Source organism: Wenzhouxiangella sp. 15190 (genome assembly GCF_003417465.1).
Taxonomy (GTDB): Bacteria; Pseudomonadota; Gammaproteobacteria; order Xanthomonadales; family Wenzhouxiangellaceae; genus Wenzhouxiangella.
Genome location: NZ_QVMV01000032.1, coordinates 19,151 through 33,063, shown reverse-complemented (window position 1 = coordinate 33,063; position 13,913 = coordinate 19,151). Strand labels below are relative to the sequence as shown.

General features: G+C 62.5%; 13 protein-coding genes. 7 read left to right on the top strand and 6 right to left on the bottom strand.

Going from position 1 to position 13,913, the window contains the following annotated elements:
* Positions 1 to 147: 147 nt before the first annotated feature.
* Positions 148 to 2,046, bottom strand: a complete 1,899-nt coding sequence (locus DZK26_RS09320; protein ID WP_116896831.1) for a gamma-glutamyltransferase family protein — start codon at positions 2,044 to 2,046, stop codon at positions 148 to 150.
* A 68-nt stretch (positions 2,047 to 2,114) separates the two neighbouring features.
* Positions 2,115 to 2,786 carry a glutathione S-transferase family protein gene (locus tag DZK26_RS09315; protein WP_116896832.1) on the bottom strand — a complete coding sequence of 224 codons (672 nt, stop codon included), beginning with the start codon at positions 2,784 to 2,786 and terminating at the stop codon, positions 2,115 to 2,117.
* A gap of 98 nt (positions 2,787 to 2,884) precedes the next feature.
* Here DZK26_RS09315 and DZK26_RS09310 point away from each other — a divergent pair, with 98 nt between their 5' ends.
* The 3 genes from DZK26_RS09310 (at position 2,885) to DZK26_RS09300 (ending at position 6,817) form a co-directional block, all read left to right on the top strand.
* On the top strand, positions 2,885 to 3,241 hold the full coding sequence (locus DZK26_RS09310; RefSeq protein WP_116896833.1) for a hypothetical protein: 357 nt from the start codon (positions 2,885 to 2,887) through the stop codon (positions 3,239 to 3,241).
* A 95-nt stretch (positions 3,242 to 3,336) separates the two neighbouring features.
* The gene (locus DZK26_RS09305) at positions 3,337 to 6,120 is read left to right on the top strand and encodes a hypothetical protein (protein ID WP_147306571.1); all 2,784 of its coding nucleotides are present in this window, start codon (positions 3,337 to 3,339) and stop codon (positions 6,118 to 6,120) included.
* A gap of 58 nt (positions 6,121 to 6,178) precedes the next feature.
* Complete coding sequence (locus DZK26_RS09300; RefSeq protein WP_116896835.1) at positions 6,179 to 6,817, top strand: glutathione S-transferase family protein; 639 nt, start codon at positions 6,179 to 6,181, stop codon at positions 6,815 to 6,817.
* A gap of 23 nt (positions 6,818 to 6,840) precedes the next feature.
* Here the strand turns inward: DZK26_RS09300 and DZK26_RS09295 are convergent, their stop codons facing one another.
* Together DZK26_RS09295 and DZK26_RS09290 are read right to left on the bottom strand one after the other, a co-directional pair.
* Entirely contained in the window at positions 6,841 to 7,443 is a 603-nt protein-coding gene (locus DZK26_RS09295) for an exopolysaccharide biosynthesis protein (protein ID WP_116896836.1), read from the bottom strand.
* Between the two features lie 9 nt (positions 7,444 to 7,452).
* Positions 7,453 to 7,998, bottom strand: coding sequence for a LuxR C-terminal-related transcriptional regulator (locus DZK26_RS09290; RefSeq protein ID WP_220336965.1), 546 nt, complete (start codon positions 7,996 to 7,998; stop codon positions 7,453 to 7,455).
* A gap of 96 nt (positions 7,999 to 8,094) precedes the next feature.
* Between DZK26_RS09290 and DZK26_RS09285 the strand changes: the two genes are divergently transcribed.
* Positions 8,095 to 8,697, top strand: coding sequence for a cytochrome b/b6 domain-containing protein (locus DZK26_RS09285; protein ID WP_116896837.1), 603 nt, complete (start codon positions 8,095 to 8,097; stop codon positions 8,695 to 8,697).
* Between the two features lie 120 nt (positions 8,698 to 8,817).
* Here DZK26_RS09285 and mddA read toward each other — a convergent pair whose 3' ends face one another.
* Together mddA and DZK26_RS09275 are read right to left on the bottom strand one after the other, a co-directional pair.
* Positions 8,818 to 9,630, bottom strand: a complete 813-nt coding sequence (mddA, locus tag DZK26_RS09280) for a methanethiol S-methyltransferase (protein ID WP_116896838.1) — start codon at positions 9,628 to 9,630, stop codon at positions 8,818 to 8,820.
* A 127-nt stretch (positions 9,631 to 9,757) separates the two neighbouring features.
* Positions 9,758 to 10,822: an alpha/beta fold hydrolase gene (locus DZK26_RS09275; protein ID WP_181918222.1), complete on the bottom strand. Its 1,065-nt coding sequence runs from the start codon at positions 10,820 to 10,822 to the stop codon at positions 9,758 to 9,760.
* Positions 10,823 to 10,996: 174 nt separating this feature from the next.
* On the opposite strand from DZK26_RS09275, the gene DZK26_RS14335 reads away from it, so the two are divergent.
* From DZK26_RS14335 to DZK26_RS09260, 3 genes are all read left to right on the top strand, one after another.
* Positions 10,997 to 11,326, top strand: coding sequence for a hypothetical protein (locus DZK26_RS14335; RefSeq protein WP_181918223.1), 330 nt, complete (start codon positions 10,997 to 10,999; stop codon positions 11,324 to 11,326).
* 456 nt (positions 11,327 to 11,782) lie between these two features.
* Entirely contained in the window at positions 11,783 to 12,415 is a 633-nt protein-coding gene (locus DZK26_RS09265; RefSeq protein ID WP_116896841.1) for a hypothetical protein, read from the top strand.
* A 170-nt stretch (positions 12,416 to 12,585) separates the two neighbouring features.
* Positions 12,586 to 13,908 (top strand): family 16 glycosylhydrolase, encoded by a 1,323-nt coding sequence (locus DZK26_RS09260; RefSeq protein WP_116896842.1) that lies wholly within the window; start codon positions 12,586 to 12,588, stop codon positions 13,906 to 13,908.
* Positions 13,909 to 13,913 lie beyond the last annotated feature (5 nt).

Sequence of the window (13,913 nt, the reverse complement as noted above, 5' to 3'; positions counted from 1 at the left end):
ACGACCTGCCGGTGGCAGATCTTCGTGTGCAATCGGCCATTCATCTTGCCGGTGGCGGGCGCATCACGCGGTGGCTGGAAAGAAAAGCGCCTGCGAGCTGGCTCACAGGCGCTTTTCTTCTTGTTTCGGGCCGCGTGGTCCGGTGTGCTACCAGGCGATGCCGTAGTCCTCGCCGTAGTCGCTGGCGCCGCCCTGCATGGTGCCGTTCTCCCAGTCGAACCAGATCGCCTGCGTCGGGTTGTAGACGCGATCGACCAGGTCGACGTCGTAGCCCATCTTGCGCAGTTGGTCGGTGGTGTAGGGCGAGAGCGAGCGCGGCACTTCGATGCGGCCCGGCTCGGCCTGATGGGCGCCGAAGGAGCTTTGCATCTGGTAGCTCATGATGTTCTGCCTGCCCTCGGCGGCCTGCTGCACGTTCATGTCCCACTCGACCATGTTGAGAAAGAACTGCAGCAGGTTCTGGTCCTGCGTATCGCCGCCCTGGACGGAAAAGGCCATCAGCGGCTTGCCGTCTTTCAAGGCCATCGAGGGCGTTAGCGTCACACGGGGGCGCTTGCCGGGGGCGACCACGTTGTAGGGGTTGAGCGCTTCGTCGAGTACGAAGCTTTGCATGCGCTGGCTCAGGCCAATGCCCGATTCCCCCGCGATGAAAGCCGGTACCCAGCCGCCGGACGGGGTGACGGAAACGACCCAGCCGTCGGCATCGGCGGCCTGGATGGCGGTGGTGCCGGCGCGGAAGCCTTCCTCGAAGTCCATGAGATGGGCCTGCTGGAAGCCTTCCTCGCCCTCGGCTTCGGCCTCGGGCGGCACGATCTGCCAGTTCTGGCGAAGTTCCTCGTAGGGGTTTTCGCCGGCCTGGAACTCATACGGATTGCCGGGGAGGTAGTCGGTGAGGTTGTGATCCTCCGGGATCAGTTTGCGGCGCTCGGCCGCGTACTCCTTCGAGAGCAGCCCTTCAACCGGCTCTTCCGGCGGCGTGTAGGGGTCTCCGTAGTAGAAATCTCGGTCGGCGAAGGCCAGGTTCATGGCCTGGTAGAGCGTGTGGATGTAGCGCTTGGAGTTGTAGCCCATCGCCTCGAGGTCGAAACCTTCGAGAATGTTGAGCGCCTGCAGCATGACCGGGCCCTGCGTCCAGGTCGTGAGCTTGTAGACGTCGATGCCGCGGTAGTCGGTGGTTACCGGTTCTTCGAGCTTGACCTCCCAGTCGGCCAGGTCTTCCAGGGTGAACAGGCCGCCGGCCTCGCGTGTGGCACGCACGATTTCCCGCGCGATATCGCCTGTGTAGAAGCGGTCGTAGGCGGCATAGATGGCTTCCTTGCGGCTCTTGCCCTCTTCCAGGGCCCGGCGTTCGCTCTCGACCAGTTTCCTGAGCGTGTTGGCCAGGTCTTCCTGAATGAAGACCTCGCCCGCACGCGGTGCGGCGCGCTGATCCGGCTCGTCCGGGTCGTAATGCGGCAGGAAGACTTCCCTGGATGACGGCCACTGTTCGATCACCCCGCGCCGGCGTTCCATGTTGTCGGCCTGGGCGGCCTCGATCGGGTAGCCCTCGGCCATCTCGATGGCGGGCGCGAGTACGTCGGCCAGGCTGAGTTCGCCGTATTCGGCGACCATCGTCATCAGGCTGCCCGGCGTGCCCGGCGTGACCGCGGCCAGCGGGCCGTACTCGGGTGGGTACTGCATGCCCTGCTCGCGGAAGAACTCGGGCGTTGCGCCGGTGGGTGCGACGCCGACGCCGTTGACGCCGATGACCTCGCCGGTTTCCGGGTTGTAGATCAGCGCCTGCGTCTCGCCGCCCCAACCGAGCGTGTCCCACATGGTGGCCGTGGCCGCCAGCATCGCGGCGGCGGCGTCGACGGCGTTGCCGCCTTTGTGGAACATCCTGGCTCCGGCGGTCGCGCCCAGCGGCTTGCCGGTCACGGCGACCCAGTGCTTGCCGTGCAGGACGGGCTTGGCGGTGTCCTGGGCCAATGCCGGCAAACCGGTCAGGGCGAGAATCAGCGCGGCAAGTGTGAGTGCGAGAAACGGGGTGGGGCGATCGGTGGGCATGGGCTTCTCCGATTGAGTAAAGGACTGATCATACCAAGCTCGAAAGACACGGCCCGGTACACACGGCTTCATGCCGGTCCGTAGTCGTAGGTGCCGCCGGCTTCAAGCGCCCGCTGGTATGCGGCCCGGGCCTGGAAGCGCCGGACGTACTCGACCACGTGCGGGAATTCTTCACCGGCCGTTCCGCGCGCCACGGCCGCCTCCAGCGGAAAACTCATCTGGATGTCGGCCGCCGTGATCGATTCTCCCGCGAACCATTCGTGTTCGGCCAGGTGGCCGTCGACGAAGGCGAAGTGCGTCCGGATTTGCGGATCGGTGAAGGTCCGGTCCACCTGGCCGGCGATGCCGGCCGCGACCGGGCGCACGAACAGGGGGGAGGTGGTGCGGACCTTGGTGAACACCAGCTTGAGCAGGAGCAGGGGCATCAGTGAGCTTTCGGCGTAGTGCATCCAATAGCTGAAGTCCCAGTAGGCCGGGTCGTCGGTTTGCGGGGCCCACTCGCTACCTCCGTAGGTTCGCGCAAGGTATTCGATGATGGTTGCTGACTCGGCCAGCACGCGATCGCCGTCGGTGATGACCGGTGACTTGCCCAGGGGGTGGATCTCGCGCAGTTCCGCCGGCGCCAGGCTGGTTTTGCGGTTGCGCTCGTAGTGGCGGATTTTGTAATCGACGCCCAGTTCCTCGAGCAACCACAGCACGCGCTGCGAGCGCGAGTGTTCGAGATGATGAAGAGTGATCATGCGTGAGTCCCGTTGGTGATCCGGCCATGGTAGCGTTCTATGTAGCCGGAAAGCACAGTGCGGCTGAATTCAATTTATGTTGCTGCCGGGTTAATCGTATGGAGATGATCGCCAAGTACGCCTCGCATTCGGAAGCAGAAGAGCGGGCAGCTTTTCTGCGTTCGCGCGGGATCGCCACGCATGTTTCCGACATGACCTCCCTGCGGCTCAATCTCGCCCACCAGGGACGATACCGGGCCGCAGTCTGGGCCGTGCTGCCCGAGCAGGCGGAGGATGCCGCAGCGCTGCTCGAAAATCCCGAGCACGTCGCGGAAACCGCGCTGAACGATCATGAATTCCAGCAGCTCGAAGGTGAAGGCGCCGACGCGGCGCGACGCATGATGATCCGCTGGCTGACGGTCACGGCGCTGGTGCTCACCGGCCTCGCGGCGTTGATTGTGGCAATGGGGTTGTAACAGCGGAATGTCCGAGGGGCCGGGCTTGCCGCATCCTGGCCGCTCCAGTAAAGTGCGCCGGGCTGACCCCGGTCCCATAACGATATTAGAAGCCCTTGACCGCGCACCTTCTTGCACGTCTGTTCTCCGCCGCCCACAAGGATCGGGCGCTGTCGGAGACAAAGCTGCAACGGTTGCGAAGACGGGAGATGGCACTCGTCGACGAGTTCTCCCGCCGCATTCCCCACATTCCGCTGGTCCAGCACCGCACCGGCCAGGACGATTCGGCGCTGGGTACAGCGCGCTTCGCCGACCTGGAAGCGCGCCCGCGTCGGCTTTTCCCGACCGACAATCCGGCCGTGGTCTACGTCGAACTGGCCTATCGCTACACCATCCCGCACGAGGAGGCGACCTTCCAGGCCAACCTGGGCAATGTGCGGCTGTTCGCGCGCATCGAGGACCCGCTTTGCCTCCAGGGCCGATTTCGCACGGTCGAGGCCGTTCGGACGAAGGAGAAGTTGCGCGCAGCCTATTTCCGGCGCGTGTTCACGCTGATGGCTGCACAGAGTGACGGCAACCGCGAGCTCGGCGACTGGCTACAGAAACTCCTCCTGCCCGAAAACGGCGCCAGCGAGCTGGACCTCCTGGCCGCGATCCAGAACTTCAACCACAACATCGTCACCCGTAGCCGGCCGTCAGGCGCCGGACGCGAGGCTTTCCGCGAAGCCATACAGGGCTTCGACTTCGCCCGGCGGACGCCGTCGGAAGGGCCGGTCTCGCTCCGGCTGTCCGTTCGCCCCCACCGGCAGGACGAAGGCAGCTACACACAATCGATCACCAACGTTCTGGTCGGCAATTCGAAGGGCCTGGCGTTTCGTCGCGCCAATGGGAAGCTGCAATTCCTCGCCCCGGGCAACGCCTTCGAGAAGCGGTTTCGCGCCTTCGTCGAAGCGCGCGCCGCCGACCGGATCAAGAGCGTTGGCCGCAATGCCTGGCGCCGCAACGCCGAGGAGCGTATCTGGGGCGGGCCCGGCGAATGCGAAGCCTGGTTCCACAACAACGACCACTTCGTGATGAAGGGCCTGGCCTGGCAGCTCGAGCGCGACGAACAAGGCGCGCCGCGCGTGATGGGCAGCCACCGGAACGTGGCTGCCTACCGGAGCGGCCGGCAACGCGTGGCGGTCAAGGCCGTGCCCTTCGATTCGGTTGGCGACCTGGTTCGCCTGATGCAGGCACACCAGTATGTTCACGGCGTGCAGGCACCGGCCCTGGTGGCCCAGGCCGGCGACCATCCCGAGCTCGCCGATGAAGTTCTGACCAGTGCCATGAGTCTGCTCAGCGAGCGTTCCAATGTCCGGGCCCGGCAGGACAGGCCGGGCCGGGAAGCGCTCGATACCGACTGGAGCGGGCTGTTCACACGCGACATCGGTCCGCTCCTGCATCAGGTGACCATCGACTACGAGCACAAGTTGCTGCTGGCCACGCTTGATTGGAGCGAGGAGGGCATGCTCTCCGATGACAGGGCGCAAAAGCGCCTGCTGGAAGCGTGCTCGCTCAGCCATCGTCTGCGCATGGCGGCCAATCTGTTCCGCAACGGTCACCAGATGCTCGAGGACGACGTCACGCATACCGACCTCAAGCCCGAGAACATCCTCAACCTGCCCGGCGCGGCCTTCGACGCATTGCTCAAGGCCAGGGAGAAAGGCTGGGATCGGCTCTTGAATCACGAACTCGAAAGCCTGGCCGCCGGCGAGCCGGCCTTCGAGGGTGACTTTTCGGGCATTCACTTCGGACGCGAGGGGGCGGTCGACAACCTGGCCCGCGGCGAGGGTTTGCCGACCTCGATTCGCTACTCGAACTGGAAGTTCACCAGCCTGGGGTTGAGTACAGGCACGCAGCCGACGGTATTGAGAGAGGAGGGCGGCGAACTGCCTCGCATCGATGCCCTGTTGCTTGAACAGGACATCGCCAATCGCGGCACGACTGCCTGGGAGGTCGTCTACGGATCATTGGTCGACTGTATCCCGCCGGAGGAGGAGGCGCGCCGGCTCGAGGGCCATAAGCTTGCGCAGGAACGCGTCGGAAAGCGTCTCGCCGAGGTGATCCGCCGCAAGCGCGAAGGCAAGAAGGACGACAAGCGCCTCATGCACGATCTCGAGTCGGCCATGCAGCAGTGCGACGCGTGGCTGCTGGACATCGTCAGCATGCGCTCGGAAACCATCGACGCCAAGCGTCGCATTACGCCCCTGTTTCAGCATCCCCGCGACAACTGCAACGGACTGGCTGTATGGCTGGATCCGCGCGTGATCGACATGCTCGACCATCTCGCCTGCGATTTCCGGCGCCGGGACATCACGCGGCAACAGGTCGCCAAACTCTATCAAACGGCCGAGACCCTCTTGCGGGCCGAGGCCACGCGCCTGGAGCGCGCGGATCGCCGCACGGCGGCCAACCGCCGCCACCGGATGGTGAACTATATGTACACGCGTCGTCTGCACTTCAATCCGGACTGCGGACTGCTCGGCCTGGCGGAACTGCCGCGGCAGCTCGATGAATTCGCCGAGCTGGTCAAACGCATTCCCGACCCCCGACGCGCCCTGAACGAATTCACCGCCACCTGGACCAACCTGCGCCTGTGGGGTGCGAGCGTGCTCGATGCGCTGGGTGAGTTGAAGGAATCGGGCGAGACGCCCACGCACGCCAGCGACAAGGGCAGGGAGGAACTGTACGCTCTGGTGCGCTCGACCCTGCTGAAAGAACACGAGCGCCTCGCCCGCGAGGAGTCGCGTGCCGGGGAGACGCGGATGCAACCGGCGTTTCTCGGCCTGTTCGAGCGCCGGCGAGCCCGCCTCTACCACGAAGACGGCAAGCTGCGCTTCAGCCATACCGTCGAGCCTTGAGGCTTCAAGGCGGCGTTATGATGCCGGTTCGTGAATCCTGATCGAGGAGGCAGCCGGCATGAAACTTCATACCTTCCCGGACGCACCCAGCCCGCGTCGTGTTCACCTGTTCCTGGCCGAAAAGGACATGGAGATCGAGCAGGTTTTCGTCGATATGCGCACGGGCGAGCATCTGTCCGACGCGTTCGCGGCGATTCATTCCGACTGCACCCTGCCGGTGCTCGAGCTCGATGACGGCACCTGCCTGAGTTCCTGCGCCGCGATCTGCCGCTATCTCGAAACCGTCCAGCCCGATCCACCGCTGCTGGGCAGTACACCGGAAGAATGCGCCCGTGTCGATGACCGGGACCGCTGGGTCGAGATGAACGGCATGCTCGCGGTAATGGAGGGGTTCCGCAATTCGGTCAAGGGCATGAAGGATCACGCACTGCCCGGTCGGCGGCCTGTCGCCCAGATTCCCGAACTGGCCGAGCGAGGTCGACAACGATTCCAGTGGTTCATGAACGACCTGGACGGCATGTTATCGAATCATGATTTCGTAGCCGGTGACGACTTCAGCGTGGCCGACATCACGGCCCTGGTCACCATCGACTTCGGCTTGCGCGGCATGAAGATGCACCTGCCCGATGACTGCACGTACCTGGCACAGTGGCATCGTGCGGTCAGCCAGCGTCCCGCGATTCAGGCAGGCGACTGACGTCACGCCGGCGGTCCGATCGCCTATCCGCCCCCGATCCTGGAGAGGTTGGCGATGAGTACCCAGAACGTGCCCGCGGTAATGGTCAGCGCAAAAACGGCCAGGTAGCCATCGCGCGCAATCAGGGCCAGACCGAAGGCGGTCAGGGCGGCGCCGGCCAGGTTGGCGCTGAAGGGAATGAACTCCAGCGCCGGCATGGTCAAGGCGATGCAGACGCAGGCCACGGCAATGACCAGCGTACCGTGGCCGCGCGTGATCACTTCCAGGCGCGGGTGCAGGAAGCGATCAATAAAGCGGACCGGTTTCTCGAGCCGATCCAGTACGCGGTGCAGGTGAGCGCGTTGTACCGACCGCCGCAGCAGAAAACCCGGCAACCAGAAGGTCTTTCGGCCCAGCAGCAACTGGCCGGCGGTCAGCATTGTCAGCAGCGCCATCAGGGTCGGTATGCCGGGAATATCCCCGATCAGCGGCGCCAGGGTGATCAGTCCGGTCAGCAGGATGATGGGCCCGAACGAACGCCGACCAACGGCCTGCAGGATCGCGTCCAGATGCACCGGGTCGTGTATATGGTCGATTCTGCGTATGCGATCCAGCAGTTGTTCGAGGCTGCGGATTTCCGATTCCATGGATGACACTCATTCCCTGTCGATCATTGCCTCGGGATCTGGCAGCAGCAGGTCTTCGAGGAAGAACGCCGACAGTTCCGAACGGCCGGTCAGTCCGGCCTTGCGATAAATGGCGCGAGCCTGTTCTCGCACCGTTCGCTCGCCGGTTGTTCGTACGGCGGCAATCTCCTTAAGGCTCAGGCCCTTTAACAGCAGCAGGGCGATCTCGGCTTCGGCCTTGCTCAATTGCCAGGCCTCGAACTGTTCCTGGATGGCCTCGCTCAAGCCCCGGATCGTGGACTGGTAGCGTTCGCGCCATCGGCGTGATTCCGCCTGGACCGAGTCGAGACGCGTGTGCATCTGATTGAGTTGACGTCGCCCCCGGATCATTCGAGTCAAGACATAACCGAACATGGTTGCGGCGAGCAGCAATACGGTCAGTTCCACAATGACGTGCAATGGTTCGACGCCCTCGTTGTAGTCCGAGAGCAGGTCCCAGCCGATGAGAGTGGCGATTGCGCCGAAGGTGATCAGCAAAACGTTTCTGCCGGGCGTCTGTGGTGTGTCATTCGACATAGGTGGACTCAGGCGGGTGAACAGGTCATTTGCCGGATTCTAGTCTGACCGGGCCTGCGACATGCTGGTTCCGGATCAAAACGAAGGAGTATCGGCATGAACGCCCCCGCAAATACCACATCCGTCAAGGTCTGGGATCCGGTCGTGCGAGTTGGTCACTGGCTGCTGGTCGCCGGCTTTTTCACCAACTACATCATGGAAGACGAGGTGATGTCCCTGCACGTGTGGATCGGTTACTCGATCGTGGCCATCGTGCTGTTCCGGGTGCTATGGGGCTTCGTGGGTACCGAGCATGCCCGCTTTTCGGATTTCGTGCGCTCGCCGGTGGCCGTTGTCTACTACCTGCGCAGGCTCTTTATCGGCCGCGTCAAGCATTACCTGGGTCACAATCCCGCCGGCGGCATCATGATTCTATTGCTGCTCGCCTGTATGGGTGCGCTGGCCTTCAGCGGCATCGTGCTCTACGCCCTGGAGGAAAACGCCGGGCCGCTGGCCGGCTGGGTGGTCGAGGCGGGCGAGGGTGGTGCCCGGGCGCTGTGGGCGGCCGACGAGCACTTCTGGGAAGAGACCCATGAAGTGCTGGTCAACGTCATGCTCGGCCTGGTCATCATCCATGTGCTGGGCGTGGTAATCACCAGCCGCCTGCATAAGGAAAACCTGGTGCGGGCCATGATCACCGGTCGCAAGCCCGCCGCGTGATTTCCCTTGCGCCCCGCCCCGGAATGCAGGTCGCGCATTCCGGGGCCGAGTTCGTGATTACAGCTACAGCCTAGTCGCAGCCTGGCGACCGTGCCCGCAACACATTTGTGCTGGTACGGACTAGTGGACGACCCCTCTGTTATCGGCCGTCGAAGCCGGCCGTCGCTTCAGTCCCGGAACCAGCATCGGCACGCGCTGCCGGTAATCTTCGTAATCGGATCCGAGGTAGTGGACCAGGTCCTTTTCCTCGAACTGGATGGCGATCAGGATATAGCTGGTCATGGCCGCGGCGAACAGCAGGCCGCCGACGGTCATGACGGGTCCGCCCCAGAAAGCGAGGATGAAGCCCAGATAGAGTGGGTGACGCACCAGGCGATAGAACAACGGTGTAACGAAGCGGGGCGGTTCAGGCCTCGTTCCAACGAACTGGTGCCACACCTGCTTGAGTCCGAACAGGTCGAAATGGTCTATCAGGAACGTGGCCACGAGCACCATGGCGAAACCTCCGGCGAACAGAATCCAGCCAATGACCTGCCCAATGCCGGACCCGGCCGACCAAAGCACTTCCGGAATTGGCCGCCATTGCCAGAACAGCAGCATCAGCATCAAGCTGGCCAGCAGGACATAAACGCTGCGCTCGGCGGAGGCCGGCAGCCGCTTCTGCAGCCAGTCCTTGAAGCCGATGCGCGCCATGACACTGTGTTGCAGCCCGAACAAGGCGATCAGGCCCAGGTTGACGCCAACAGCCAGGACCACGGGGCCGGTAGGCCGTCCGGCGTCGATCGAATGCGGTACCAGGTCGGGTAACCAGGGTAGCCACTGCACGAGCGCGGTTTGCTGAAGATTGCCGACGAAGGCGATCAGGTAAAGAAACGTGCCGAAAAAGACGGCATAGGTAACCAGACCGAAAAGCAGGATGGCAATGCGTTGCATGGCGTAATCTCCATTCCTTCAAGAATGGAATTCACGCTAGGCGGGGTGATGCATGCGGGCAATGGGGCAGGCGGCCCAATTGGGCGATGTTGGATCGCTCGCCTGGGACATTTGTCCCAATCACGCGTCAATCCTGTCCCGACCGGGTCATGCGGCCGGCCTTGACGATCGCCTGGGTGCGACTGTGAACGCCCATCTTCCGGTAGACGCTGGAGAGGTGGTTGCGAACCGTTTTTTCGCTGATGTAAAGCGTTCTCGCGATTTCCTTGTTGGAGACCCCCCGGGCCAGGACATCGAGGATCTGGCGTTCGCGCGTTGAAAGGCGATCGTCCGGAGACGGTTCATCGGCGTAGGTCACGCCCGAGAAATCGAGGACGGCCTGCTTGAACGCCTCCCAGGCCGGTTCATCGGCCTGGAGCACGTGGTTGCGCGAGTCCAATTCGACGAACCGCGCGCCCGGAATTTCGCCTGCCAGTCGCTGACCCTCCGCGAAAGGCACGACTTCGTCTCCGCGTGCGTGCAGTACCAGCGTGGGAACCCGGACCTTGTCGAGCAGGTGGCGAATGTCCACGCCGCCGCGGGCTTCGATCAGAGGCAGTGCCTTGTCCGGCGACACGGTCCTGCGGCACAGCTCGTTGAACCAGTCCATCTGTTCGTGCGTGCCCTCGGGCAGGAAGCGCGAGGTAAAGGTCTGGCGAAAAACGGGGTTATCGCTGCCCCAGCCGAGCCGAATCATTTCGAGAACGGCATGGAAATGCTCGTCTTCGCGACCGCCCCGCTGTCCCCATCCCAGGCCGTAGCCGCCGTAGAGGATCAGTTTCGAAACCCGTTCGGGATGCTCGACGGCATAGCGGATGACCGTGACCGCTCCCTGTGAAATGCCGAGCAGAATGGCCGGCTCGTCGATCTCCGCCGCCTTGGCCACGCATTCCATGTCACTGAGCCAGTTATCTTCGGAGACATCGTCGACCTGCCAGTCCGACATGCCGCAGCCGCGTTCGTCGTAGCGCACGAATGAGAAGTGGCCGGCGAGGAATTCCATCCAGTGACGCCAGACCGGGCTTTCCCAGTCGTATTGCAGGTGCGTCAACCAGTTGGCCGCCTTGAGCAGCGTCGGCCCCGCGCCGACGCGCGACCAGGCCAGCCGAACGCCGTCTTCGGTGTGCGCGATTCTGACCTGCTGTCGAGCCATGGACTGTGATGAAAAGACGCCCGTATCAATCGTAGTCGGGCGTCCGCCAGTGCGCAAATCTCGACAGTGCAGGATGGACAACGTTTGGTAATGCTCTGCCGCTGAGGGAACCCCACCTGGGCATGAATGACGATCGAGAATTCCGAAAGCGAACATTAAATCAGTGGCGGTCGATTGAGTTTCGTCGCGGACGAGCTTGCCAGTGATTGCAAATTCCGTGAAGCGCGTTCTGCCGCGTCGGCGGACAGTTTCTGGAAGCGGGATGCCCGCCTCGTGCGGTCTGCAGTCTCTCTGATTCTCGAGGAGAAGGAGATCCTGGTCTTCTCTGCGCTGCAGTGGGTGGCAATCGGAATCATGTATTACGTCTGGGTGCAGTTTCTGGGCTGGATTCCTCCCGAGGTCTGGGAGAGCGACGACGATCTGGCAGAACTGGGAATCAACCTGGTTTTTCTCGCCTGGAGTTTCGCCTGCGCGCGGCATACAGCGTTCTGTGCTGGATTGTAGGGATCGGTACCTACATCGCTGCCATTTTCTTCCTGAGCATGGTCGATGCATTCGAGGCTGAGAATTGGGTCTATGCCGCTTATCTCTAGGCTGGTGTGCCCCTCACTGTCGCAGTTGGTGTGATGAAGCTATGCATTCGCCCGATTATTTTACTGGCTACGTGTATAGCCTATATAGAGCATGCTCGTGATCGGAGTGAGCACATCTCATTAGCCGAGGGGCCCGGGAGCCTGGAACGGATCCTGATTCCATTCCTGTATTTGGTCCTGGCAATTGCATTTGTGTATTTGTTCCGTGACATGATCGGACTGACACAGTTACTGGAAAGTCCCGGGGATAGGAGTGGTCGCATGATTATTGCCGTCGCACTGATGTTTGAATAGAGTGACGGTTTAAGCCCGGCTCGTTTAGAAGTCTTGCTTGCATTGGACACGAGCCCATTAGGGAAAACTCATCATGGCGGTAAGAGTCAGCAAAGTAGGGTACTGGTCGGGGCTTGGTGCCGCTGCGGCGACCCTCGCCTTTCTTGTCGTCCAATGTATGCAACTGCTTGGCCTGACAGCCTTTCCGCTGGATGCCGTTCTCATCTATGCGACCTCACTGTCCATCGTGGTGCCGTTCTTACTCATGATGTTGGCGCTGCATTACCTGACCGAACCCGAAAAGCGTTTCTGGACACACGCAGCGCTGAGCTTCACCGTCATCTATGCTGTATTCGTAATCGCCAATTACGTCGTTCAGCTGGCGACAGTCATTCCGGCGCAGGTTGCAGGGGAGGCTTCGGTCGTCCGGGTTCTGGAACAGTCGCCGCATTCTATGTTCTGGAACTATGACGCGGTGGGCTATATCGCCATGGGCCTGGCGGCGCTGTTTGCGATTCCGGCTTTCGGCCAAATCGGATTCGAGCGCTGGGTCCGGATTGCCTTGATGGCGCACGTACTCACGACGCCGTTGATCGGCATCGTTTATTTCTATCCTGTTTTTTCGCACGGCCTGCTGATGCTGGCGTTTCCCTGGGGAATCACCGCGCCTGCATTCATGCTGTTGCTGGCATTGGCACTGCGTCGACGGGCCGAACGAAGCGATTGAGCGGCGAGCGGCCGCGCTCGCGGTCCCGACCGGGTGGTCGTTGGGCCCGGCGCAACCAACGTAGCGGGGAAGGATGCCTCCCAGCTCGTTCTCGATGGCTTCGTCGCGATGGACGCGTGCCGGTCTGATGGATTATCTTAGCGGCTGGTCTAAGAGACAGCGTTGTCATCATGGTCAGAATTCTATTGATTGGCGTCGGGCTTTCGCTTGCCGCCTCGGCGTCGGCAGGCTGGCAGCTCGAGTGGATCGATCGCTTCGATGGCGAAGGCGTGAACTGGGACAACTGGACGGCCCAGACCGCCGCCAACTACAACAACGAAGTCCAGTGCTACACCGACGACGACTCGTCAGTGGATCGAAACTACGACGTCTCCGGCGGCACGCTCAAGATCATCGCGCGCCGGCAGGACATAAATTGCCCCGGACAGAACGGCACGCCCAAAAGCTGGACCTCGGGTCGCATCAACAGCAAGGACAAGCGGGAATTCCTCTACGGCCGGATCGAGGCGCGAATCCGCTTTCACGATCTCCAGGGCGGCACCTGGCCCGCGTTCTGGATGCTGGAAAACCGGATCGACGAGCAGCCCGTCAAGGGCGACAACGACAACGTCGGCTGGCCCAATCCGGGCGCTTCCGAGATCGACGTGTGGGAGTGGTTTTCCAACGAACCCGGCTCCTACATTGTCAATTTCTTCAACAATTACGGGGGCGCCTGCGGCAGCGAAGCCCGCTTTCCCTATCCCGGCGGCGCAGCCGACGTGACCGAGTGGCATACCTACGCCATGGAATGGAGCGCCGACGAGATTGCCTTCTTCATGGACGGCGAGCAGATGCGCAGCTACGACGTCAGTGACTGCCCGGTCTACGAGGAGCCGATGTTCGTGCTGCTCAATGTCGCCATCGGCGGAAACCTGGGTGGCGCGATCGATCCGGATCTCGAGCAGGCAACGATGGAAGTCGATTACGTGGCGCACTGCAAGGAATCCCCCGACAGCGACGCTTCGGCCTGCGATGAACAAACGCCGCAGGCCTTCGATTTCGCGCTGGATGCCGATGGCCAGTGGGTGGCCGATGAAGAGGCGCTGATCGGGCACGGGCAGGGCCTGACTTTCGACCACATGCCGTTTGCCGACCTGCTGTTCGTGGCCTGGTTCACCTATATCGACGCGGCTGCCACCGATTCGTCCGAGGGCATCGACAGGATCGGTGCGGTCGACAATCGCTGGCTGACTGCTTCACTCGACGTGGACGGTGATATCGCCAGCGGCCCGCTGTACGCTTCGACCGGCGGGCATTTCGACGCCCCCGCTCAGCCCGGACAGGAATCGGTGGAAGTCGGCAGCATGACCATCGAGTTTTCCGATTGTGATCGTGGCGTGGTTCAGTACACCATCGACGATCCGGAGCTGGCCGGCGAGTTTCCCATCATCCCGCTGGAAAAGCGCGTCAACGGCGATTTTCGCTGCCGGAGCGAGACTGCCCCGTCGCAATAGCCACC